Origin of the sequence: Nonomuraea ferruginea (assembly GCF_039540635.1) — a bacterium.
Classification (GTDB): Bacteria; Actinomycetota; Actinomycetes; order Streptosporangiales; family Streptosporangiaceae; genus Nonomuraea; species Nonomuraea ferruginea.
This window is the reverse complement of record NZ_BAABFD010000029.1, coordinates 34,370-57,946: the sequence shown is the minus strand read 5'-3', so window position 1 is coordinate 57,946 and position 23,577 is coordinate 34,370. Positions and strand designations below refer to the sequence as shown.

16 protein-coding genes are annotated in these 23,577 nt (G+C 72.1%); 8 read left to right on the top strand and 8 right to left on the bottom strand.

From position 1 onward, the window contains the following. Positions 1-7 precede the first annotated feature (7 nt). Together ABD999_RS39485 and ABD999_RS39480 are read right to left on the bottom strand one after the other, a co-directional pair. Positions 8-3,085 carry a non-ribosomal peptide synthetase gene (locus tag ABD999_RS39485; RefSeq protein ID WP_271276756.1) on the bottom strand — a complete coding sequence of 1,026 codons (3,078 nt, stop codon included), beginning with the start codon at positions 3,083-3,085 and terminating at the stop codon, positions 8-10. Continuing rightward, complete coding sequence (locus tag ABD999_RS39480) at positions 3,076-9,318, bottom strand: non-ribosomal peptide synthetase (RefSeq protein ID WP_271276755.1); 6,243 nt, start codon at positions 9,316-9,318, stop codon at positions 3,076-3,078. Before ABD999_RS39480 ends, ABD999_RS39485 begins: the two co-directional genes overlap by 10 nt. A gap of 409 nt (positions 9,319-9,727) precedes the next feature. On the opposite strand from ABD999_RS39480, the gene ABD999_RS39475 reads away from it, so the two are divergent. Continuing rightward, a complete protein-coding gene (locus ABD999_RS39475; RefSeq protein ID WP_271276754.1) occupies positions 9,728-10,636 on the top strand; it encodes a hypothetical protein in 909 nt (302 codons plus the stop codon). Between the two features lie 22 nt (positions 10,637-10,658). On the opposite strand, the gene ABD999_RS39470 is transcribed toward ABD999_RS39475, so the two are convergent. Both ABD999_RS39470 and ABD999_RS39465 read right to left on the bottom strand, forming a co-directional pair. After that, the gene (locus ABD999_RS39470) at positions 10,659-11,624 is read right to left on the bottom strand and encodes an S-4TM family putative pore-forming effector (protein WP_271276753.1); all 966 of its coding nucleotides are present in this window, start codon (positions 11,622-11,624) and stop codon (positions 10,659-10,661) included. Between the two features lie 151 nt (positions 11,625-11,775). Continuing rightward, positions 11,776-12,333, bottom strand: a complete 558-nt coding sequence (locus tag ABD999_RS39465; protein WP_222708951.1) for a TetR/AcrR family transcriptional regulator — start codon at positions 12,331-12,333, stop codon at positions 11,776-11,778. A gap of 72 nt (positions 12,334-12,405) precedes the next feature. Here ABD999_RS39465 and ABD999_RS39460 point away from each other — a divergent pair, with 72 nt between their 5' ends. The 6 genes from ABD999_RS39460 to ABD999_RS39435 all read left to right on the top strand — a co-directional run bounded on the left by ABD999_RS39460 (position 12,406) and on the right by ABD999_RS39435 (position 18,219). After that, on the top strand, positions 12,406-13,383 hold the full coding sequence (locus ABD999_RS39460) for an alpha/beta hydrolase (protein WP_271276752.1): 978 nt from the start codon (positions 12,406-12,408) through the stop codon (positions 13,381-13,383). Next, entirely contained in the window at positions 13,380-13,682 is a 303-nt protein-coding gene (locus ABD999_RS39455) for a sterol desaturase family protein (RefSeq protein ID WP_271276751.1), read from the top strand. Before ABD999_RS39460 ends, ABD999_RS39455 begins: the two co-directional genes overlap by 4 nt. A 102-nt stretch (positions 13,683-13,784) precedes the next feature. Beyond that, positions 13,785-14,552 (top strand): ABC transporter ATP-binding protein, encoded by a 768-nt coding sequence (locus tag ABD999_RS39450; RefSeq protein ID WP_148031734.1) that lies wholly within the window; start codon positions 13,785-13,787, stop codon positions 14,550-14,552. After that, positions 14,537-16,357: a hypothetical protein gene (locus ABD999_RS39445; RefSeq protein ID WP_271276750.1), complete on the top strand. Its 1,821-nt coding sequence runs from the start codon at positions 14,537-14,539 to the stop codon at positions 16,355-16,357. Before ABD999_RS39450 ends, ABD999_RS39445 begins: the two co-directional genes overlap by 16 nt. 36 nt (positions 16,358-16,393) lie before the next feature. Then, the gene (locus tag ABD999_RS39440) at positions 16,394-17,602 is read left to right on the top strand and encodes a sensor histidine kinase (RefSeq protein WP_271276749.1); all 1,209 of its coding nucleotides are present in this window, start codon (positions 16,394-16,396) and stop codon (positions 17,600-17,602) included. Further along, positions 17,599-18,219, top strand: coding sequence for a response regulator (locus ABD999_RS39435; protein ID WP_148031737.1), 621 nt, complete (start codon positions 17,599-17,601; stop codon positions 18,217-18,219). The genes ABD999_RS39440 and ABD999_RS39435 overlap by 4 nt, the downstream gene beginning before the upstream one ends. 8 nt (positions 18,220-18,227) lie before the next feature. Here the strand turns inward: ABD999_RS39435 and ABD999_RS39430 are convergent, their stop codons facing one another. The 4 genes from ABD999_RS39430 to ABD999_RS39415 form a co-directional block, all read right to left on the bottom strand. Continuing rightward, positions 18,228-18,938: a GntR family transcriptional regulator gene (locus ABD999_RS39430; RefSeq protein ID WP_271276748.1), complete on the bottom strand. Its 711-nt coding sequence runs from the start codon at positions 18,936-18,938 to the stop codon at positions 18,228-18,230. Positions 18,939-19,047: 109 nt separating this feature from the next. Continuing rightward, positions 19,048-20,742 carry a dihydroxy-acid dehydratase gene (locus ABD999_RS39425; RefSeq protein WP_148031739.1) on the bottom strand — a complete coding sequence of 565 codons (1,695 nt, stop codon included), beginning with the start codon at positions 20,740-20,742 and terminating at the stop codon, positions 19,048-19,050. Between the two features lie 48 nt (positions 20,743-20,790). Beyond that, positions 20,791-21,765: a cyclase family protein gene (locus tag ABD999_RS39420; RefSeq protein WP_271276747.1), complete on the bottom strand. Its 975-nt coding sequence runs from the start codon at positions 21,763-21,765 to the stop codon at positions 20,791-20,793. A 29-nt stretch (positions 21,766-21,794) separates the two neighbouring features. Then, complete coding sequence (locus ABD999_RS39415; RefSeq protein ID WP_271276746.1) at positions 21,795-22,658, bottom strand: carbon-nitrogen hydrolase family protein; 864 nt, start codon at positions 22,656-22,658, stop codon at positions 21,795-21,797. Between the two features lie 143 nt (positions 22,659-22,801). Between ABD999_RS39415 and ABD999_RS39410 the strand changes: the two genes are divergently transcribed. Then, positions 22,802-23,557 carry an SDR family NAD(P)-dependent oxidoreductase gene (locus ABD999_RS39410; protein ID WP_271276745.1) on the top strand — a complete coding sequence of 252 codons (756 nt, stop codon included), beginning with the start codon at positions 22,802-22,804 and terminating at the stop codon, positions 23,555-23,557. Positions 23,558-23,577 lie beyond the last annotated feature (20 nt).

Sequence of the window (23,577 nt, the reverse complement as noted above, 5' to 3'; positions counted from 1 at the left end):
CCCGGCGTCAGGTCTCCATCAGGGCCGCGGCCTCCTCGTCCGACAGCGCGTCGATCTCGGCCGCCAGCCGCTCCTCCACCGCCGCCGCCAGCCCGCGGACGGTACGGGTCAGGAAGAGGATGTTGAGCGGCAGCTCGATCTCCACCTCCGAGCAGATCCTGGCGACGACCCGGGTGCCGAGCATGGAGTGCCCGCCCAGGTCGAAGAAGTCCTCCTCCACGCCGAACCCGTCCCGGTGCAGCACCTCGCTCCAGATCTCGTACACCAGCTCCTCCGCGGCCGTCCGCGGTGGGAGGGCTTCGGCGGCGGCCGCGGGGACGGGGGCGGGCAGGGCGGAGCGGTCGAGCTTGCCGTTGGGCAGCCTGGGGAAGGAGCCGACGGCCAGGTAGAGGCTGGGGACCATGGTGGAGGGCAGCCGGTCCTGGAGGTAGGCCCGCAGCTCGGCCACGGGCGCGTGCTCGTCCACGTACGCCACCAGGGCGCGGCCGCCCGGCGCGTCGTCGCGGACGGCGGCGACGGCGCGGGTGACCCCCGGATGCGCGGTCAGGGCGGCCTCGACCTCGCCCAGCTCCAGGCGCACGCCGCGCACCTTCACCTGGTCGTCCACCCGGCCGACGAACTCCACAGCGCCGTCGGCCAGGCGCCGCACCAGGTCGCCGGTCCGGTAGAGGCGGGCGCCGGGCGGGCCGAAGGGGTCGGGGACGAACCGCTCGGCGGTCAGGGACGGCCGCCGGTGGTAGCCGCGGGCCAGCCCGTCGCCGCCGAGCCAGAGCTCTCCCACCACGCCGGGCGGCACCGGCTCCAGGACCTCGCTCAACACGTGGGCGGTGGTGTTGGCGACCGGGCGGCCGATGGGGACGGTCTGCTCCCCCGGCCGCGTCAGGTGGGTGAGCGACCAGATGGTGGTCTCCGTCGGGCCGTACATGTTGTGCACCTCGCCGGCCACCTCACGCAGCCGCCGGGCGAACGCGGGGCCGAGCGGTTCGCCGCCGCTCAGCACCCGGGGCAGGCCGACCGGCAGCTCCTCGGCGAGCTCCTCCAGCACGGACGGGGGCGCCTGCACGGTGCGCACGTCCGCCTCGGCCAGGACCGCGCCCAGCTTGCTGTCGGGCGGCGCCACGACCACGGTGCCGCCCGACAGCAGAGGTCCGAAGAGTTCGAGCGCGGCGATGTCGAAGGACATCGGGGTGAGCAGGAGCATGCGTTCGGCCGCGGTGAAGGCCAGGCTCGTGACCAGGTTGACCACGCCCCGATGCGGCACCATGACGCCCTTGGGCACCCCGGTGGAGCCGGAGGTGTAGATGACGTACGCCAGATGGCCGGGCGAGACCCGGGGCAGCGGCCGGTCGTCCGGCGGGCGCTGCGCCAGGTCGGTGAGCGCGGGCACGCCGGGCAGCCGTCCGGCCAGCTCCGGCGTGGTCAGTACGAGCGCGGCCCCCGAGTCCGCCAGCATGAAGCGCAGCCGTTCGGCGGGGTAGCGCGGGTCGAGCGGCACGTAGCAGGCGCCCGCCTTGAGCACCGCGAGCAGCGCGACCACCAGGTCACCGCCGGGCGGAAGGCAGACCGCCACCGGCGACTCCACCCGGACGCCGCGCGAGACGAGCACCCGGGCCAGCGCCGCGGCCCGCTCGTCGAGCTCGCCGTAGGTGAGCGTGCGGCCCTCGTGCGGGACGACGACGGCGGGCGCGCCCGGCGTGGCGGCCGCGTGCCCGGCCACGAGCTCGTGCAACGGCATGGAGGGGTACGGCAGCCGCGGCCCGTGCCAGGAGGTCACCGTCTCCTCCCGCCTCCCGGCGGGCATCAGCGGCAGCCGCGACAGCGGGAGGGCGGGGTCGCCGGTCGCGGCGTCGAGCAGGGCGAGGAACCCCTCGGCCAGCCGCGCGATCGTGGCGGGGTCGTACAGGTCGGTGGCGTACTCCAGCCAGCCGCTCAGATCGCCCTCGGCGTTCTGGATCTCCAAGGTCAGGTCGGTCTTGGTGGTGCCGGTGCCGATCTGGCCGCGCACGTCGTACGGCAGCTGGTTGAAGGCGACCTGGTAGAGCGGGGTGCGGGAAGGGTCGCGGGGTGGGTTCAGTTCGCTGACGATGCGGGCGAAGGGGACGTCCTGGTGGTCGAGGGCGTCCACGACGGTGGTCCGCACCCGTTCCAGCGCCTCGGCGAAGGACGGGGCGCCGCTCAGGTCGGTGCGGAGCGGGAGGGTGTTGACGAACATGCCGATGAGCGGGCCGAGCTCGGGCTGGTCACGTCCGGCGGCGGGCGAGCCGATCACCACGTCGGTCTGCCCGCTCCAGCGGGCGAGCAGGGCGGCGAACGCGGTGAGCAGCACCATGAAGGAGGTGCTGCCGGTGCTTCTGGCCAGCGCGGTCACCCGCTCGGTCAGCGCGGCGGGGACGGTGAAGGGGTGGTTGGCGCCCGCGTAGCCGAGCTCGGCCGGCCGCGGCCGGTCGGTGGGCAGTTCCAGCGGCACCGATCCGGCCAGGCGCTCGCGCCAGTAGGCCAGGGACGCCTCGAAGCCCTGCTCGCGCTGCCAGACGGCGTAGTCGGCGTACTGCACGGCCAGTTCGGCGTACCGGGGCGCCCGGTTATCGCGCAGCGCGTGGTACGCCTCGGCGAGGTCCTCGGTGAAGATCCGCATCGACCAGGCGTCGAAGACGGCGTGGTGGGCGACGAGCACGAGCCGCCACTGCCCGCCGCCGAGCCGCACCAGGCGGGCCCGCCACAGGGGCGCGTCGTCGAGGGCGAACAGCTCGGCGGCGTCGGCCGCCGCCAGGGCGGCGAGGTCGCCGGGACGGTCCCGCTCGGGGCGGCCGGACAGGTCGGTGTGGGCGAGCCGCACCGTCGCCTCGGGGGCGATCAGCTGCACGACCTCCTCGCCGCGCGGCTCCAGGCGGGTCCGCAGCGGCTCGTGCCGTTCGGCCAGCATCCGCAGCGCCCGCTCGACCAGGCCGGGCTCGACCTCGCCGAGCCGTTCCAGCCGGGAGACGCCGGCGATGTTGTAGAGCGGCACGTCAGGCAGCAGGCTGGTGAGGAACCAGACGCGTTCCTGCGCGTACGAGGCGGCGAAGGCGTCTTCGGTCACAGGCATGCGCGTATCTCCCGGGTGATCGGCTCCAGCGCGCTGACCTCGCCGATCGTGGCCAGCCAGTGCCACTGGTCGAGGGCGTGGTAGAGCCGGTAGAACGCCAGCCGCTCGGCCCAGTCGGCGGGCAGGTCGCCGTACCCCTCGTAGAGGGCGCGGCGGCGGAGCGGGTCGTCGCGGACGGCGAAGTAGTCGGTGCGGGCCAGGTCCATCAGCGGGTCGCCGCCGAGCGCGTTCTCGACGTCGATGAGACCGGTCAGCTCCCACCGGCCGGCGCGTTCTGCGACCATGACGTTGCGTTCGTGGAAGTCGTGGTGCAGCAGCACCGGCGTGGTGCGGCGGGCCAGCAGGTGGCGGTCGGCGCGCAGGCGGGCGAGCAGCGCCGCGTGCAGGCCGGGGTCGCCGCCGAACTCGGCGAAGTGGGCGGCCTTGAGCTCGAACTGGCCGCCTACGTAGGCGTCGTTGGTGGGTTCCTGTACGCCGTCGAGCGGGCCGAAGGCGGGCACCGTGACGCCGTGCACGGTGCGCAGCAGGCGGCCCATGTCGCGGTAGAGCCGCTCGACGGTCGTCCGGTCCATTCCGGCGGAGACCTGGGAGAGCGGCCGGCCCGCCACCTTGGTCATGACCAGGTACGCCTGGGGCAGGTCGCGCCTGGAGTCGTCGGCCCGGACCACGGTGGGCGCGGCCGCGCCGGTTCGGCTGAGCAGTTCGTAGACGTGCAGCTCCTTGCGCATGCGTTCGGTGAACAACCCCGGGTACAGCTTGAAGATCAGCTCGCGGTCGCGGGTCCTGACCTCGTAGACGGCGCTGATCTCGCCGCCGGTGCGCAGCAGCACCTTCTCGACCGGCTCCCCGAGCAGCTCAGCCGCCTTGGCCGCGCTGAGCGGCATGGTGAGCGCCTTGGCGAAGGCGGGAGCACTCCAGGCGAGGCTGACGACGTTGCCCGCCCGGTCCCGCAGCGCCCGCGCGCCGACCAGGTCGTCCGGGTCCGCCTCCGGCACCGCCTCGTCGAACCCGGCCAGCACCGGGATCCGCATGGCCACCAGCGCCAGGACGGCGATGCCCAGGCCCAGCAGGACGTACATGAACGCGATGCCGCGCCCCTGGCCCACGCCGATCACCACGCCGACGGTGTCGGCCAGCGCGCCGCCGGGCAGGAGCAGCGGCTCCAGCAGGCGTTCCCCGAGCGGGGCGACCACGGCCATGCCGACCGGCAGCGTCGACCAGGAGATCATCTGGTTGAACGCCATCACCCGGCCGTGGAACCGCTGCGGCACCTTCACGTGGATGATCGTCATGAAGACGCCGTTGACCACGGACAGGCTGCACCACAGCCCGAACGCGCCCAGGCCCACGGTCAGCGGCGAGGCGTACACCCCGGTGACGACGGCGAACAGGCTGAGCAGCAGGGTGCCGAGCAGCACGGCGCGCATCCGGCGGCGGCGCGGCCCGCCCCACAGCGCGACGATCACGCCGCCGAACGTGGCGCCCAGGCCCCCGACGAACGAGATGCGGCCGGCGGTGTCCAGGTCGGCGAACGACAGCACCAGCGGCGAGATCGACATCAGCACCGCGGCCAGCATGACGTTCAGCACCGCGAAGTAGAGCAGCGCGGCCCGCAGGTGGCGGTTGCCCAGCGACATGCGGAACCCGCCGGCCAGCTCGGCGGCCAGCGTCTCGCGCCGCTCCAGCGCCATCGTGGCGGGGAAGCGGATGAGCGCCAGCGCGGCCAGCACCACGGCGAAGCTGATCACGTCGATCACCAGGATGCCGCCGAGGCCGATCCCGGCCAGCAGCGCGACGGCCAGCAGCGGGGCGACGAACTGGGAGGTGCCCGCGAGCAGTTGCACCACGCCGGCGGCGTGCCCCAGATACCGCTTCGGCACCAGTTGCGGCAGCGCCGCGGTGTAGGCGAGCCGCTGGAAGACCAGCGTGATCGAGAGCAGGGTGACCAGCGGATAGATGTGCCAGGTGGCCAGGTCGCCGGTCCACAGCAGCACGCCGAAGACCAGCTGCACGCCGCCTGCCAGGCAGTTGCCCAGCGCCATCATGGCTCGCTTGCCGTGCCGGTCGACGAGCGCGCCGATCAGCGGGGCGGCCAGCACGCCCGGCATGATCGCGAGCGCGACCAGCAGGGCGAAGTTCAGCAGGGAGCCGGTGGTGGTGTAGACCCAGATCGGGATGGCGAAGTCGGTCACCGCGGTGCCGACCATGGACAGGAGCTGGAACGCCGAGACGGCGAGGAACCGGCGCATGCCGGGCTCGGGCGCCCGCTTCCTGGCCGGCGGAGCCTCCTGACCGTCCGGGGCCGACGTCTCCTCGACCCACCATCCGGCGGCCGGGCCGCGGGCCTGGCGGCTCAGCTCGGCGGCCGAGCCGTACTCCATGGCGATGTGCGTGTTGGTGAGGACCTGGGCCAGGTCGTCGGCGCGGTACTTCAGGTAGTAGTGGCCGGCCTCGTCGAGGACGACCAGCGCCGTGGTCTCGGACAGGAAGTGCCACTCCCGGTAGCGCTCGCGGTAGTAGTCGGTGGCCGGATCCTGCTCCCCCACGACCGCGATGACGGGGGCGCGCAAGGGCTCGGCCCGCTCCGCCAGCATGCGGGTGAAGGCCTCCTCCGCGATCAGCGTGTCCCGCCGCTGGTTGCGGACCATGAACTTGACCTGCTCCTCGTCCAGGCCGGAGATGTCGTTGCCCATGGCCTTCATGCGGTTCTCGTACGAGCGGTCGCCTCGCAGGCGGTCGGTGCGCAGCAGCCTGCCCAGCGGCCCCGCGATCCGCCCTTCCGGACGGGCGAACGGGAAGATCGCGCCGATGTAGACCGCGGCCGGTTCGCGCCCCCGGGCCTCCAGCCGACGGGCGACCTCTGCGGTGACGGCGCCGCCGATGCCGCAGTGACCGTACAGGGCGATGGGGCCGTCGATGCCGTCGAGGATCTCGCGTACGGCCTGCTCGATGACCTCCTCCAGCGGCATCACCGGCTCGTCGGGGCGGCCGGGGTCGTGGCCGGGGAAGGCCATCGAGTACAGCGCGCACTCCTCGGGCAGGGCGTCGGCGAGCGGCTGGTAGACCAGGGCGTTGCCGCCGCCGTACGGGAAGCAGACGAGGGTGAGCGCGGGGGTGACGCGCGAGCGGGTGAGGCGGTGCAGCAGCGCGCGCGGCCTGTCCTCGGCCGGGGCCGGCCCCTCGATGAGCTGGGCCAGGCCGCGCACCGTGGGGTGCTGGAACAGGTCCATGACGCCCACCGAGCGGCCTTCTGCCGGGGCCAGCAGCTTGCGGATCCGGGCCACCACCTGGATGGCGACCAGCGAGTGCCCGCCGAGGTCGAAGAAGTCGTCGTCGGCCCGGATGCCGGGCACGCCCAGCAGCTCGCTCCAGATCCCGGCGACGGCGATCTCGGCGGGGGTGGCCGGCAAGGCCCCGTCGCCGCTCGACCGGGTGGGGGCGGGCAGCGCGGACCGGTCCACCTTGCCGTTGGGGCTGAGGGGCATGGCGTCCAGCCGCACGTAGGCGGTGGGCACCATGTGGTCGGGCAGCAGCTCCTTGAGCCGGGCACGCAACCCGGCCGCCTCGGCATCGGTGACGACGTAGGCCACCAGGCCGTCCGCGTCCGCCACGACCAGCGCGTCACGCACGCCCGGTTGCTCGCGGAGCACGGCCTCGACCTCGCCCGGCTCGACCCGCTGGCCGCGGATCTTGATCTGGTCGTCGGCCCGGCCGAGGAACTCCACGGCGCCGTCGCGGTGCGTCCGGGCCAGGTCGCCGGTGCGGTAAAGACGTGACCCCGCGGGCCCGTACGGGTCGGCCAGGAAGCGTTCGGCGGTCAGGCCGGGCCGGTCGTGATAGCCCAGGGCGACCTGGACGCCGCCGATGTACAGCTCGCCGGTCACGCCGGGCGGCACCGGCCGCAGCCGCGCGTCGAGGACGTGGACGCGGGTGTTCTGCACCGGATGGCCGATCGGGATCCGGCTCTCGCCCGGCACGCAGCGCCAGGCCGTCACGTCGACGGCGGCCTCGGTCGGCCCGTAGAGGTTGTGCAGCTCCACCTCCGGCAGCCGTTCGAAGAACCGGGCGGCGACGGCGACCGGCAGCTCCTCCCCGCTGCAGACCACCCTCTTCAGCGACACGCAGCGCTCGACGTCCTCCTCCTCCAGGAAGGCGGCGAGCATCGACGGCACGAAGTGCATGGTCGTCACGCCGGAGGAGACGATCAGGTCGCGCAGGTAGGCGGTGTCGCGGTGGCCGCCGGGCGCGGCGACGACCAGGCGGGCGCCGGTGATGATCGGCCAGAAGAACTCCCAGACCGACACGTCGAACCCGGCGGGCGTCTTCTGCATCACCGCGTCGGCGCCGGTCAGGCCGAAGCGGCGCTGCATCCAGTCCAGGCGGTTGACGATGGCGGCATGGGAGTTCGGCACACCCTTCGGGCGTCCGGTCGAGCCGGAGGTGTAGATCATGTACGCGGGACAGGCGGGGGTCAGCGGCGTGTCCGGCACGTCCTCGCGCTGGAGTACGGTCTCCTCGGGCAGCAGGATCGCGGCTCGCGCGTCCCGCAGCATGAAGTCCAGGCGTTCGCGCGGATAGTCGGGGTCGAGCGGCACGTACGCGGCGCCGGACCGGACCACCGCCAGCAGGCTCACGACCAGGTCGAGGGAGCGCTCCATGGCGACCGCGACCCTGACGCCCGGCCGCGCGCCCAGGTCGCGTAATCGCCGGGCCAGCTCGCCGGAGCGCCGCTCCAGCTCGGCGTAGGTGAGCCGCCGCCCGCCGAACTCCAGGGCGACGGCGCCGGGCGTGCGGGCGGCCTGCTCCTCGAACAGCTCTCCCAGCGTCCGGTCCGCCGGGTACGGCACGCTCGGCCCGGCCGAGAGGGCCAGCACGCGCTCGCGCTCCGGCCCGGTCAGCAGTTCCAGGTCCGACACCCGCCGGTCCGGCCCGGCGAGCGCGGCGCGCAGGAGCGTCCCGAACCGGGCGCCGAGTTCCTCGACCGTGGTTTTGGCCAGCAGGTTCCGGTTGTAGACGAACAGCCCGTCGAGCCCGCCGCCGCGTTCGGTCAGGAACAGCTCCAGCTCGAAGGGGGCGGCCCCGGCCGTCAGCGGGTACGGCTCCGCCGTGAGGCCCGGCCAGGCGGCGGTGTCCTCCTCATAGCTGCGCAGCGCCAGCGCGACCTGGAACACCGCGGTACGCGAGACGTCCCGGGCCAGGCCGAGTTCGCCGACGAGCTGCTCGAAGGGCAGCCGCTGGTGCGCGAAGGCGTCCAGCGTGCTCCGCCTGACCCGGGCGAGCAGCTCGGCGAAGGTGGGGTCGCCCTCCAGGTCGGCGCGCATGGCCAGCATGTTGACGAACATGCCGATGAGCGGTTCGAGCTCGCTGCGCGGGCGCCCGCCCACGGGCGTGCCGATCGCGAAGTCGGACCGGCCGCTGTGCCGGGCGAGCAGCACCTGGTAGACGGCGAGGACGACCATGAAGAGCGTCGCGTCGTGCTCGCGGGCCAGCCTGGTGGCCGCGGCCAGCACGTCGGGGCCGAGCCTGAAGGTGTGGGAGTCGCCCTCGAAGGTGGCCACCGCGCCGCGCCTGCCGTCCAGGGGCAGCTCGATGGGCGGCACTCCGGCCAGCCGCTCGCGCCAGTAGTCCAGATCCGCCTCGTCCGCCGGTCGGCCGCGCTGCCACACGGCGAAGTCGCCGTACTGCAGGGCGAGCGCGGGCGGCTCCTCCCCCGTGTACAGGGCGCGCAGCTCCCCCGCCAGGATCTCCAGCGACCAGCCGTCACCGGCGATGTGGTGCAGGGCCACCAGCAGGACGTGGTCGTCGCCGGCCAGCCGCACGAGCAGGGCGCGCACGGGCGGTTCTGCGGCGAGGTCGAAGGGCCTGGCCAGCTCGGCGCTCAGGAGCTCACGGGCCGCCGCCTCGTCCGGGGCGCTCACGCGGCGCAGCTCCACCTGCCCGGTGCCGGCCACCTCGACGCGAGGGCGGCCGTCGGGGTCGGCGCAGAATCGGGTACGCAGGATCTCGTGCCGGTCCACGACCGCTTCGAGTGCTCGGCGCAGCCGTGCGGCGTCGAGGTCCCCGCGCAGGCGCACCACGAGGGGGATGGTGTAGGCGGCCGTGCCGGGGGCGAACTGCTCCATGAACCACAGGCCCTCCTGGGCGTGGGTCAGGGGGATGTCCGCGCCGGCGGGGCGGCGTGGGATCGTGGTCGGCTTGCCGTTCGACCTGCGGCGCAGGCGTTGCTCCAGCAAAGCTCGTTTGGTGTCTGAGAGGTGGGCTCCGCCTGAGGCCGGCTCCGTCGAGGTCGCCAACGACCGCCTCACTTTCAGTGGTGAACGTCACATTAACGGGATTTGCTCACACCGCGCCGGTGAGGTCAAGCGGGTGACCGCCATGAGCTGTACGACGCCAGAAAGGTCGCCGCCGCGTCGTCCGGTTGGCAGAATCCCGGCCATGGGTGCTGCCGGGAGCCGCATGGCCGTGCGAGCCTTTCTCCGAGACGTCGATGAGGCCGTGTCCGATCCGCCCCGCCCAGGGCCATGCGGGGAGCGGTTGCTCGCGGCGGCTCAGCGTCAGCTGAAGGCTCTCGGCACGTCGAGGTGGGCGCCTGTCGGCTCGGCCAGTTGCGCGACCAGCGTCGCGGGCTTCAGCGACGTCGACATGCTCGCCGTCTTCGGTGATCCGATCCGTCACGGCGCGGCCGACACGGTCCTGCCGTACTCGATCGAACAGCTCCTGGAGGCCATGGCGGCGGACCGGCCGCCGCCGGGGCCCATCAGGCCGCGGAAAGCCTACGACCTGTTCGCCGACCGCCTGGAGGCCATGGGCCCGATGTCCGGCTTCGGCCCGCTGAGACGCGCCTTCCCCGCGGTCCACTTCCCTTCGCTCACCGCTGAGCCGTCCATGGAACTGGTCCCTGGTTGCGAGGCCGACTTCCTGTGGGACTCTCCGGTGACCGCGCCCAGCTCCGGCCTGGCCGAGGTGGCGTTCCCGGCCACGGAGGAACGCTGGCTGGGCACCTCACCGGCACTGCACGAGCGCACACTCGACGCCAGTCCCGGCGGCGTCGACTACACCTGCAGGGAGGCCATCCGCATCATCAAGCTGATCAAGTACCGGCGGTCGATCCCCGTCCTGTCCTACTTCCTTGAGCTGTTCGCGCTGAGGTGGCTGGAAGGATCGCACGCGTTCGACGCCGAGAGCATCAGCCAGATCGTCGAGCAGGCCGACCTCGGCTGGCACACCAGACTTCCGGTGGGCCACCTGATCGACGACATCCCGGCGCTGCTGTCCGCGCTCGCCGGCCAGTTGGGCCGTGCGGCCGCGCAGGGTCGTCAGCTGCGGATGATCGACCTGACCACCCCGGAGCGGGAAGGGACCGTCGAAGCCTGCGACGCGACCCACGCGGTGGGCGCGGCGGAATCGTTCGAGGCCGCCGCCACGCTGGCGCACCGGGCGCGTGCCGCGGCAGACCGTGGCGACCAGTCGGCCGCGCTGTCCGCATGGAGAGAACTGCTCCGGCAGGGTGGCGTCTCCGCTTCCGGGGACGAGCCCGGTCGTTCCGGGTGAGCGTCACGCCGATGATCCCCCGCTAAGGGCTCGCCGGTTCGGCCAGGCGGCGCCGATGTCCTTCGGCCGTATCCGCGAAGTCCCGTTCGTCGTTGCCGCGGTAGTGCCGGTAGAACCACTCGGGGACGCGGCTGATGTCCTGCCGGGTGCGCAGGATCCCGTCCTGGATGTCGCGGGCCAGTTCACGCAGCCTCCGCCATTCGGCCTCGTCGATCTTCCCGGGACGTGCTTTCCGCAGCTCCGCGGTGACGAGCTTGAGCAGCCGCTCGCGCTCGGTGGCCAGGCGTTCCTGGCTGTACCAGGTTTCCAGGGCCAGTTGGTAAGCGGCCAGGGAGGGGACGAAATAGCTGACGACCACGCCCGTCATCGTGACCCCGGCGACGATCCCGGCCAGGACGCCGATGACGCACCACACGATCGCCGCCGCGAGCACGAGGCGGCCGTAGCGGCGGCGCAGCCGCGCGTCCCAGGCGAGGTTCTGCTCCTGGGCGATCAACACGTCATACGGATGGTGCACGCGATCCGTGGGGTCGTACCAGCCATCGGTGACCCGCCGATCCTTCGTGCTGCCCGGTTTGAGCTTGCGGGCCAGGCGCGAGACGTCGGGATCCGCGATCGGCTCGCCGGCGACCGCGCCGCGCCAGGGCAGGTGGAACAGGGCGGTGTCGAACATCTCCTGCAGCAACGCCCCCTGGTTGGCAAGCGAGGCCACCACCAGCCGCAGCGGGATGACGGAAATGAGAAACCACAGGAATCCGACGATCGCCACAGGGGTACGGCCGATCCCCGTCAGCGTGGTGACCACCCCTCCGGCCGCCATGGCGGCCGCCATCACCGCGCGCAGCGCCTCAGCCAACTGCCCGCGCTGGTGGCTGGCCGCGGCCGCGCGCTGTAGGCGCACCATGTCCTGGTCGAGCTGGCGCTGGTCGATCGCCCGCGCAGGCACTCCCCGCGGCGGGTTCTGGGGGCTGGCGGAAGAGCGCGTCATTCGACCGTCCGATCGCCGGATCCGCCGCGGTGTGGAGCAGGCATGCGCCCATTGTCGGCAACCGGCGAGACGCTTCCAAGTGACGAGGGCATGGCCGCTCTCACCGGTGCGCAGCCGCTCCGGCCGCCCGTGGCGTCGCCCCGTCCATCGCTCAGGGAGGCGATCCGGTGAAGTGCGGCAGGACCAGCTCGGTCAGTGTGGTGACGTCGTCGTCGGCCATCGGCTCGCCGGTCATGCCCATCCTGTGGAGCAGGGTTCCGACGACGACGTCGATGAAGAACAGGACCCGGTTCTCCGGCTCGCCGAGCGCCTCTTGGAGGGCGATCCGGTAGGGGTCCTGCAGTCGTGTGGACAGGATTGCGCGCAGGGCCGGATCGCTGACGGCGTCGCTGAACACGCCGGCGAACGCGTCGCCCACCCCGGGTTCGGCGATCTTCGCCGCGATCCAGCGGATGGCCGAGGACATGAGCTCGGCGCGACCGGCGCCTTCGAGCGGAATCGGGCCGAACGCGTCAAGGAGGCAGTCCACGATCAGCGCGCCCTTGGTCGGCCAGCGACGGTAGATGGTCGTCTTGGCGATTCCGGCCGCGGCGGCGATGCGGTCGACGGTGGCCCGCGCGTAGCCGAGTTCGTGGACGGTGCTCAGCGTGGCGGCGAAGACCACGGCGTGGACGCCGGAGCGTGGGCGACCGGGCGGTCTGGCGGTCATGGCTCCCAGGATAGCCATTTGCGCTACCATTAGTATCGATACTTCAGGTAGCGAAACACCAAGGAGCTGACATTGAGCGAGATCACCGATACGGAGCGGCCGCCGCTGGGCATCCGGTTGCTGCGTGCGCTGGGGAGGGAGCCGGACTGGCCGGCCATCACGGACGAGGAACTGGTCGCCTACCGCGAGGCGGAGAACCGCAAGCGGGCATCCCGCCTGGCACGGGTGATCACCGGCTTTCCCGACCGTGGTGCCGGCATCCGGTGGCAGGAGGTGGCGCTGCCCGGCCGTGACGTCCCGGTCCGGATCTACCGGCCGGTGGGCGCCGACCGGGCCGACCTGCCCCTGGTGCTCCACGTGCACGGAGGCGGGTTCGTGGGCACGGCGGCGCAGTGCGACTGGGTGAACAGTCACCTTGCCGCGCGCCTGCCCGCGATCGTCGTCTCGGTCGAGCATCGCCTCCTCGACCCGCGGACACCGCTGGCGGCAGCCGTCGACGACGGCTGGGACGTGCTCCGGCACGTGGTGGAGCACGCCGCCCGATGGGGGGTCGACCCGGCGCGGACCGTCGTCTTCGGGGAGAGCACCGGCGCGATGGTCGCCGCCCTGGCCGCGATCCGGGCCCGGGAGTCCGGGCTGGTCCTGAGGGCGCAAGTGCTGGTCAACCCCGCTGTCGACCTGACCTCGACCATGTTCGACCACGCCTCGATCACCCGGCATGCCCACAGCCCGACCCTCAGCCTGCCGCAACTGCGGTTGCTCCACCGGTTCGCCGTTCCGCCGGGAACCGATCCTCGTGCGCTGTCGCCGCTGTACGCCGATGATCTGGGCGGACTGGCCCCAGCGCTCGTGGTGGTGCCGACCCTTGACCCACTGGCCGATCACGGCCGCGCTTACGCCGAAAGACTGCGAGCCGCTGGGACACCCGTGCGGCTCACCGAACATCCCGGGGCGACACACGCGTTCCTCAGCATGCCGGGCGTGGTGCCGCAGGCCAAGGCCGCACGGGCGGAGATCGCCGGGTTCCTCCGGGACTCCCTCGTCCGATGACCGGCACTTGGCAGAGGACGGCCACGCTGGAGCCGGGCCGGCTGGCCTTCACCGGCGACGTCGGAACCACCGAACCGCACGCGCACGCCGCCCTCCAACTCGCCCTCAACGAGGGCCACCGCTTCCACCACCTCAAAGAGGCCGGTGTCGGCGACGTCAACTTGGGGCTGTTCACCCTGGTCTGGGAGCACCTGCTCGGCACCTTCTCCTACGACCCCGCCCGCCGTTTCACCTCCGGCGCGTGCCACACCGAACCGTCACCGCCGGAGCCCGTCGACCAGGAGCGGACGGCGACGTAGGACGGGGGTCCCGGCATCAACCGATCGGTTGATGCCGGAATCCACCATCTCGCTTCCCGCCCGGACGATCCGTCGCCCCGGCCGCCGCGCGATTCTCAATGCATGCCAACACACCAGGAGCCCGCACTCCGCACCGCCGGACTCCGCAAAGTCTTCGGCGACCACGTGGCGGTCGACGACATCGACCTCACCGTCCCGGCCGGCTCCTTCTACGGCCTGGTCGGCCCCAACGGCGCGGGCAAGACCACCACCCTGGCCATGGCCGTCGGCCTGCTCCGTCCCGACGCCGGCAGCGCCGAGATCTTCGGCGTGGACGTCTGGCGTGACACCGTCCAGGCCAAGGCGCTGATCGGCGTGCTGCCCGACGGGAACGCCATGCCGGAACGGCTCACCGGCCGCGAAGCCCTCACCTACCTCGGCCTGCTGCGCGGCCTGCCCCCCGCCGTGGTCGCCGAGCGCACCGACGAACTCCTCCAGGTCCTCGAACTGGACTCCGCCGAGCGGACGCTGATCATCGAGTACTCGACCGGCATGCGCAAGAAGATCGGCCTGGCCGTGGCCCTCCTGCACGCCCCCCGCCTGCTCGTCCTGGACGAGCCCTTCGAGGCCGTCGACCCCATCTCCGCGGCCACGATCAGGACCATTCTGCGCAGGTTCGCGGGCAACGGCGGCTCAGTGATCATCTCCAGCCACGTGATGGCTCTCGTCGAGCAGATCTGCGACCACGTGGGCGTCATCTCCGACGGCCGGGTCGTCGCCGCCGGGCCGCTGGCCGACGTGCGCGGCGCCGCGACCCTGGAAGACGCCTTCGTCGGCCTCGTCGGCGCCCGCACCGGAGGAACGGAGGGGCTGGCATGGCTCACCTCCTGACCCCCGGCCCGGCCGCCATGGCGCAGCACATGATCCGCATGCGGCTGGCACTCATGCGCAACTCCCTGCGCGGCGACGACGCCACCAACCTGTACGCCGGCGTCTCGTTCGGGCTGCTCCTGGCCCTCGGCACGATCGCCGTCGCCGTGCTGTGGCCCGCCTACCTGCCCCTCACCCTGGCCGTGTGGTTCTCCGGCTGGATCTTCGGCCCCATTCTCATCGGGGGCGGCAACGAGGCGCTGCGCCCCGAGTATTTCTCCATGCTCCCGGCCAGGCCGGGCCGGATCGCCGCCGCCCTGCTCGCCGGCGCTTTCGCGGGCCCCGTGCCCGCGGTCAATCTCATCGCCCTGCTGTCGCTGCCCGTGTACGGGTGGCGCTTCGGCCCGGCCGGAGTGCTCGTCGGCCTGGTGGCGGCGGTCACCACGCTCGTCACGATGGTGATGATCTCCCGCGTCGTCGTGGCGCTCATCGGCCTGTTCGTCAGATCCCGTGCCACCGCGGCCGCCGTCGGCATCGTGACCGGCACCGCCATCGCCCTGTGCAGCAACGGCTGGGCACCCGTCGTAGCCATGGGTGTCACCGACACCGACGCCTGGTCCGAGGTGTTCGTCCGCGTCCTGCCCTCCGGATGGGGCGTGGCCGCCATCGAGGCCTCCTGGCCCCTCGCCATCGCCATCCTGGTCGCCAACGCGGGCGTGATCGCCCTCCTCCTGGCCGCCTGGGCGGTCCTGCTGTCGCGGCGCGTCGTCTCGGCCGCACGCGGCGGTGTGCCGCCCCGCCGCGGCACGCCCCGCCCCTTCCCGGCCACCAGCGGCGCCCGCGCCGTCGCCGCCAAGGAGCTGCGCGCCTGGTGGCGCGACCTCGTCCGTATCCAGCTCCTCGCCACCGCCTTCTCCTACGCCATCGTCACCCCTCTCCTGCTCATCACCATCGACGTCTGGGTCATGGTCCCCTTCGCGGGGCTCATCGCGATCGTGATGGCGGCCGCGTCCTCGGCCAACCTCTACGGCGCCGACGGGACGGCCCTGTGGCTCACCCTCATGACCCCCGGCGCGGAACGCGCTGACGTACGCGGCCGCCAGCTGGCCTGGCTGCTCATCGTCGGCCCGGCCGCCGTCGCCCTCTCCCTGGCCGGAACCCTCGTCAGCGGCGAGACGTGGGCGTGGCCGTGGGTGCTGGGCCTGCTTCCCGCCCTCCTCGGCGGCGGCGCCGGGATCATCGTCCTGCTCGCCGTCACCTCGCTCGTCCCCGGCACCGACCCGCACAAGCGCGGCGGCAACCCGCTCAGCACCGGCGCCGACGAGACCGCCGAGACCAGCCTGGCCTGGCTCGTGCTCTGCGCGGTCCCCGCGACCGCCCTTCCCGCGGTCGGCGCCATCCTCCTCAACCCCTGGGCCGGCGTCGCCACCGGTGTGCTGACCGGAGCACTCGGCGCCTGGGGACTCGGCAGGATCGCCTACCGCAGACTAGAGAACCACGGGATCGACCTGCTCAACCTCATGAAGCACGGCCCGGCGCCCCAGGCCGACAAACCCACCACCGCGGACCTCCCCATCCAGCACCGCATCGGTGTCATGATCTGCTACACCTTCGGCTGGCTCCCCCTGTTCCCCCAGGGACTCGTGCCCATGGTCATGAAGATCTTCGGCATCGACAACCCCGTATGGTTCCTGGCCCTGCACCTCCCGCCGATCTGGCAATGGCCCGTGATCATCTTCATGATCGCCCTGGGGCTGCTCATGTACGGCTACGCCATCCTCATCCCCATGCGCCTAAGCTCGTCCTCGTCGGTCACCAGCAGCTGAGCCGCACCCGTGCCCGAGAGGAGGGCATCGCCCCGGATGAACGACCCCTTCCCGCCCTCCACCTGGGAGCGGCGCTTCGAGCGCGCCGTCGAGGTCATCCCCTACGTCACCCTCGCCGTCTCCCTCGTCATCAGCCTGGCCTCACCCGACCAGCCCGAAGGCGGGATCCCCCGCACCTTCGCGCTCACCGCCCTGGCCCTCGCCTGGATTCTCGGCGTCCGCACCCTCCTTCCCGCCGCCGTGCGCGGACGGAGGGTGGCCGTCACCGTTCACTTCGCCGGCGTCCTGTCCACGGCCGCGCTGCTGGCCTTCCACGACCCCATCTTCGTCATCTACTGCATCTCCGGCTTCTTCCTGGCGGCCAACTTCGCCCCCTCCAAGTGGACCTTCGCCGCCGTCGCCGCCACCTCCGTCGTCCTGTACGGTTCGACGCTCGACTGGACCCAGGCCACCGTCCAGCTCATCGCCTTCCACGTGGCGATCATCGCCGTGCAGACCGTCGCCATCGGCGGCGGCCACATCCTCGGCATCAGGATCGAGGACCGGCAGCGCAAATACCGCAAAGCAGTCAGCGACCTTCAGACCGCCCTGGAGGAGAACGCCGACCTGCACGCCCAGCTCCTCACCCAGGCCCACCAGGCCGGCATCCTCGACGAACGCCAGCGCATGGCACGCGAGATCCACGACACCCTCGCCCAAGGACTGACCGGCATCATCACCCAGCTGCGCGCCGCCCAGCGCGTCAAGGACTCCGGCACCCACCTCGAACTCGCGCTCGACCTCGCCCAGGACAGCCTCACCGAGGCCCGCCGCTCCGTCGCCGCCCTCCAGCCCCGCCAGCTCGAGGAAGCCCACCTCCCCGAGGCCATGACGACCCTGGCCCGCAACTGGACCCAGACCACCGGCGTCGACCTGCACGTCGAGGTGACCGGCGACCGCGTCCCCCTCAGCCCCGCCATCGAGGTCACCCTCTTCCGCGTCGCCCAGGAAGCCCTCGCCAACGTGGCCAAACACGCGGGCGCCACCCGCGCCGGCCTCACCCTCTCCTACACCGGCCCGGTCGTCCTGCTCGACATCCGCGATGACGGCACCGGCATCCACGACCCCGGCAGCAGAGGATTCGGTCTCAGCAGCATGCGTCAGCGCCTGCGCGGCGTCGGCGGCTCCCTCGAGATCGAGAGCACGCCCGGCGAGGGCACCGCCGTCAGCGCCACCGTCCCCGCGCTCCAAGGAAACGTGCTGTGATCCGCCTCCTGATCGTCGACGACCACCCCATCGTCCGCGACGGCCTGCGCGCCGCCTTCGAAGCCGAGCCCGACATCGAGGTCGCCGGCGAGGCCGCCAACGGCCGCGAAGGCATCGACCGCGCCGCCGCACTCGGGGTCGACATCGTCCTCATGGACCTGCGCATGCCCGAGATGGACGGCGTCACCGCCATCACCGCCCTGCGCCGTTCCCACCCGCACATCAAGACCCTGGTCCTGACGACCTTCGACGGCGACTCCGACGTCCTGCCCGCCATCGAAGCCGGCGCCACCGGCTATCTCCTCAAGGACGCCCCCACCGACGAGCTTCTGCGCGCGGTCCGCGCCACGGCCGCCGGCGAGCCGGTCCTGTCGCCCTCCGTCGCAGGCCGTCTGATGGGCCAGGTGCGCAGACCGGTCAAGGCCGCCCTCTCCGACCGCGAACTTCAGGTCCTCGCCCTCGTCGCCGACGGCGCCTCCAATCGCCAGGCGGCCGCCAAGCTCTTCATCAGCGAGGCGAGCATCAAGACCCACCTGCTGCACATCTACGACAAACTCGGCGTCCGCGACCGCGCCGCCGCCGTCGGCGAGGGTTACCGGCGAGGTCTGCTCAGTTAGCGGCGGGCTCAGTCGTCGGTGAAGACGGGAAGCACGGGCGGGGCGTAGCGGGCGCCGGCCTCCGGGTCGCCGGTCGACTGGGTCAGCAGCAGCCGCGTCGTCCCCAGGAGGTGATCACGCATGGCCTGGGCCGCCCCCTGCTCGTCCCGGGCCTGGATGGCCTCGAGAATGCGCTCGTGAACCCGCCAGATGTCCCACAGGGTCCGCGTCTTGGTCGTGGACAGGCCGCGCGCGGCCATCTGCGCCCGCATCGTCGCGACGGACTGGGTCACCCGCGTGTTGCCCGCGGCCTCCAGGATCATCTCGTGGAAGGCCACGTCCTCTTCCTGGAAGAGCCGCTCGTCCCCGCTCTCGCAGGCCTGCCGCATCCGCTCGAGCGCCTTGGAGAAGGACGCCATCTGGTCGTCGGTCATCATGGTCGCGGCGCGGTAGGCCGAGGGGACTTCGAGCAGGTAGCGCAGCGTGTAGATCTCTTCGATGTCGCGCGTGTCTATCTGGAGGATCCGCACCCCCCGGCTCCGCTCGAACCGGACCACGCCGTGCGTGGCGAGCTGCAGCAGGGCCTCACGGACGGGCGTCCGCGAGACCCCCAGCTGGGCGGCGATCTCCACGACGGAGTGCAGCGTGCCAGGTGCCAGCTCACCCGTGACGATGGCCCGGCGGACCGCTTCGAAGGTCTGGGCCGCCAGCGACGTCTGGTCCGTCGAGATCTGCTCCATATGGACATGGCTCCCGGTCAGTCGGTCCGCGCAGCGCCAGAACGCCGTGGTCGGCCGAGACGATATCACTCAGGACGAAGATGTGGCATGCGGCATGCAACGCCGCCGGTCAGAGGAACGACAGGTCCGCTCCCTCGCTGGCCGGCAGGACCGTCTGCGCGTACAGCCTGCGCCACCCCCGTGCGGGCAGCTCGGGCGGGACGAAGTCCGCGCGCCGGCGCTCCAGCTCGTCCTCGTCCACGAGGAGGTCGAGCCGCCGCGCCGCGACGTCCAGCCTGATGAGGTCGCCGTCGCGGACGAGCGCGATCGGTCCTCCGGCGGCGCTCTCCGGGTCGCAGTGCAGCACCACGGTGCCGTAGGAGGTGCCGCTCATCCGCGCGTCGGAGACCCGCACCATGTCCCTGATCCCGGCCTGGGCCAGCTTGGCGGGGATGGGCAGGGCGCCCGCCTCGGGCATGCCCGCCGCGATCGGCCCCGCGTTGCGCAGCACCAGGACGTGGTCCGGGGTGACGTCCAGGTCCGGGTCGTCCAGGATCCGCTGGGCGTCCTGCGCCGAGTCGATGACCAGGGCCGGCCCGGTGTGGTTCATCAGGTGCGGGCTCGCGGCCGCCGACTTGATGACCGCTCCCCTCGGCGCGAGCGTGCCCTGGAGCACCGCCAGGCTGCCCGCCGCGCCGAGCGGGTCCTCCAGCGGGCGGATCGTCGTCTGCCAGTCCTCGCGCGCCGGGCTCTCGTCGATCAGCGAGCCGAGCGGCTTGCCGGAGACGCCGACGGTCTCCCGTTCGAGCAGCGGTTCGAGGACCTTGAGCAGGGCCGGCAGGCCGCCCGACCGGTGGAAGTCCTCCAGGTATCCCGATCCGGCGGGCTTGCAGTCGACCAGGAACGGCACGTCGGCGCCGATCACGTCGAAGTCCTTGAGCGTGAGGTCCACTCCGGCCCGCCGCGCGACGGCGATCAGGTGGACCAGCGCGTTCGTCGATCCGCTCATCGCCGAGAGCACCCGGACGGCGTTGCGGAAGGCGGCCGGGGTGAGGATCTCGCGCGGGACGGGGCCTCCCGACCGGGCCAGTTCGACGGCCCGGCGGCCGGTCTCGGCGCCGTGCCGCAGGCGGGCGCCGGTGGCGGCCGGAGGGGTGGCGCCGCCGGGCAGCATCATGCCGAGGGTCTCGGTGAGGCAGGCCATGGTGGACGCGGTGCCCATGACCGCGCACGTGCCCGCGGTCGACACGAGTTCGTTGCGGACGCCGGTGATCTCGGACTCGTCGAGCTCGCCGCCCCGGTGCCTGCCCCAGAAGCGGCGGCAGTCGGTGCAGGCTCCGAGCCGCTCGCCCTGCCAGCTGCCGGTCATCATCGGCCCGACCACTTCGAGCAGGACCGGCTTGTCGGAGGAGGCGGCGGCCATGAGCTGGGCCGGCACCGTCTTGTCGCACCCGCCGAGGAGGACCGCGGCGTCCATCGGCAGGGCGCGGATCATCTCCTCGGTGTCCATCGCGAGCAGGTTGCGGAACAGCATCGTCGTCGGGGAGGTGAGGATCTCCCCGAGAGAGATGGTCGGGAAGTCCATGGGCAGGCCGCCGGCCTCCAGGACGCCGCGTCTGACGGCCTCCAGCAGGGCCGGCATGTCGCGATGGCAGGTGTTGTAGTCGGACTTGGTCACCGCGATGCCGATGATCGGCCGGTCGAGCGCCTCGTCGTCGTACCCGCTGGAGGCCAGGAAAGCACGCCGTAGGTAGGTGCTGAAACCGTCGTCGCCGTAGGACGTACGGCTCCGGTCGATGGCCGACTCAGTCGGTCGGGCGGGCATGGGGACCTCCGGGGGTCTGGCTGGTTCGGGAGAAGGGGGCCGGCAGGGTCACGGGCGCAGCGGCATCGCGAGCGGGCGCATCGGGGCGCCGGTCGCGCCGCGCAGCTTCATGGCGGCGGCGACGAAGGCGAACTCGTAGAGCCGTTCGGCCGAGATCTGCTCGCAGTCGACGACCTCCATGATGGGGACGCCCGCCTCCCCCAGGAGATAGGTGTGGACGACCTGCCAGTTCTCCTCGTCCGCGCCGGGCATCTGCTCCAGGGCGAGGGTGTCGCCGCCGATGACGGAGGCGCCCATCCGGGCGAGGAACTCGGCCCCTTCCAGGTTCAGCCCTGGGCTGTTGTCGATGTAGGCGTCGATCGCGGGCCAGGCGCGCATCCGGCCGGTGCGGATCAGCGCCACGTCGCCCGGCCGGAACTCGACGTTCTGCCGGCGCATGGCCTCGCGCAGGTCGTCCGCGCCGATCCCGTGGTTGTCGGGCAGGATGTCGGTGTCGTACAGGGCGGCGATGTCGAACAGCACCCCGCGGGCGATGATCGGGGGGATCTTCTCCGCGCCGCACTTGGTCCAGTGCCGGGAGCTGATGTGCTCCTCGGCGGAGAACCCGTTCCAGATCCTGCCGTTGTAGCCGAAGTGGTTCAGGGTGTCGATGTGCGTCCCGCAGTGGGTGTACATCGAGATGGCGTCGCCCGAGTAGGAGACCAGCTCGTTCTGCTCGCGGCCCACTCCGGTGATGTCGTCGAGGACCGTGCCGGCGGGGGTGTGCGTCATCCACTGCTGGAAGTTCGGGTCGCCGGCCTTCGTCCACGAGGGCATGCCGACGAAGTAGTCCACCGACAGGTCGATGACGCTGCCGCCGTCCGCCCGGCTCAGCACCTCACGCGACGCCTCGGGGGTGATCAGGTTGAGCATGCCGATCTCGTCGTCGGGACCGAAGGGGCTGCGGGTGACCTCGCGGAACTCCGCACAGTAAGCCGCGATCTTGTTCCTGGTCGCTTCGCTGATGAGCGCTGGTCCACACATGGTGATGTCGGCCTTCCTGTTCGATCCGGTTACTGGCCCGAGGCCATCGGGCGGGTGAGCTCGCCGTACATCTCGGGGCGGCGCCCGGCGAACACCGGCAGCTCGAACTCGCCCGGCTTCTTGATCAGCCGTTTCGTACGGGCGGCCCGGACGTCGATCGACGCCCCGAACAGCCCTTCGTCCTGGCCCGCGTCGGCCAGCACCTCTCCGGAGGGGGCGATGATCTGGCTTCTGCCCATGAAGCGGGTGCCGGCCTCGGCGTCGGCGCGGTCGGCGACCGCGAGATAGACGAGGTTCTCCAGCGCGCGCACCCGCGTCATGTGGTCGGCGAGCATGTCCGACCCCATGGGCCAGTTGGTGGGCATCGCGATGAGGTCGGCGCCCTGGAGCGCGAGCTCGCGGGCCGATTCGGGGAAGCGCAGGTCGAAGCAGATCATCACGCCGACCCGGCCGAAGGGGGTGTCGGCCACCCGGGGCGCGGCGTCGGCGCCCGGGTCGACGAACCGGTCCGCGCCGAGGTAGGGCAGGTGCTGCTTGCGGTAGCGGCCGATGATCCCGGAGGGTCCGAGCACCAGGGCCGAGTTGTAGACCCGCCCGTCCGCCTCCTCCAGCAGGCCCACCACCGCGTGCACGGAGGTCTCCGCGCAGGCGCGCACGATGCGGCCGATCCTGGGGTCGGCGGCGCCGATCGCGGCGGCGCGCGTCTCGGCGCGGGAGTCGAACAGGTAGCCGGTCAGCACGCACTCGGGGAAGACCACGAGCTGGTGCCCGCCCGCCGCGCCGGCCCGCAGGGTCTCGATGACCCGCTCGACGTTGGCGGCCACGTCTGTCCGGTCGACGCTGATCTGAGCGACCCCGACCTGGACGCCGCTTGCGGTAGGTGAGCCGGTCAACGTGCCATCCCTCGGGTCCGGTGGTGAGTGAATACCCGGCAGAGTGGCATGCAGCATGCAGCACGTCAAGTCGTTGACATGCTGCACGCTGCATGCAATGGTGACCCGACGAATCGGACATTCCGTGGGAGAGGGGCTGAGTTGTGCCAGAAGTAGTGATCGTCAGCGGTGCCGGAGGCGGCATCGGCGCCGCCACAGCGCGCGAGTGCGCGGCGGCCGGCGCGTCCGTTCTCCTGACGGATCAACGCGTCGAACCCGTGGAACGGCTCGCCGCCGAACTCCGTTCCAGCGGACACGACGCCCTGGCACACGGGCTGGACGTCACCGACGAGGACGCGGTCGCCGAAGCCTTCAAGATCGCCACCGACCGGTGGGGACGCCTCGACGGCCTGGTCAACTGCGCCGCCACGATCGTGGCCAAACCCCTGGTCGAGACCACCCTCGACGAGTGGAACCGGGTCATGACGGTCAACGCGACCGGCACCTTCCTGCTGTCCAAGCACGCGGTGGCCGCGATGCTCGCCCAGGGGACCCCCGGGTCGATCGTCAACCTCTCCTCGATCTCCGGCACGGTCGGCCTGCCCGGCCAGGCCGCCTACTGCGCCTCCAAGGGAGCGGTGCTGCAGCTGTCGCGCCAGATCGCCGTCGACTACGCCGCCGCCGGGATCCGCTGCAACGTCGTCAGCCCCGGATCGGTCGCCACCGAGCAGCTGGCCACCTACCTCGGCTCCCAGCCCGATCCCGACTCCGCCCGGCAGCGGCTCATCGCCGGCCACCCGATCGCCCGCCTGGCGGACCCCCACGAGGTGGCCAAGGTGGTCACCTTCCTGCTGAGCTCCGCCGCCAGCTTCGTGACCGGCGCGGACGTGGCCGTAGACGGCGGCTACACCGCCATCTGAGCACGGACCCGCGGTCCCTG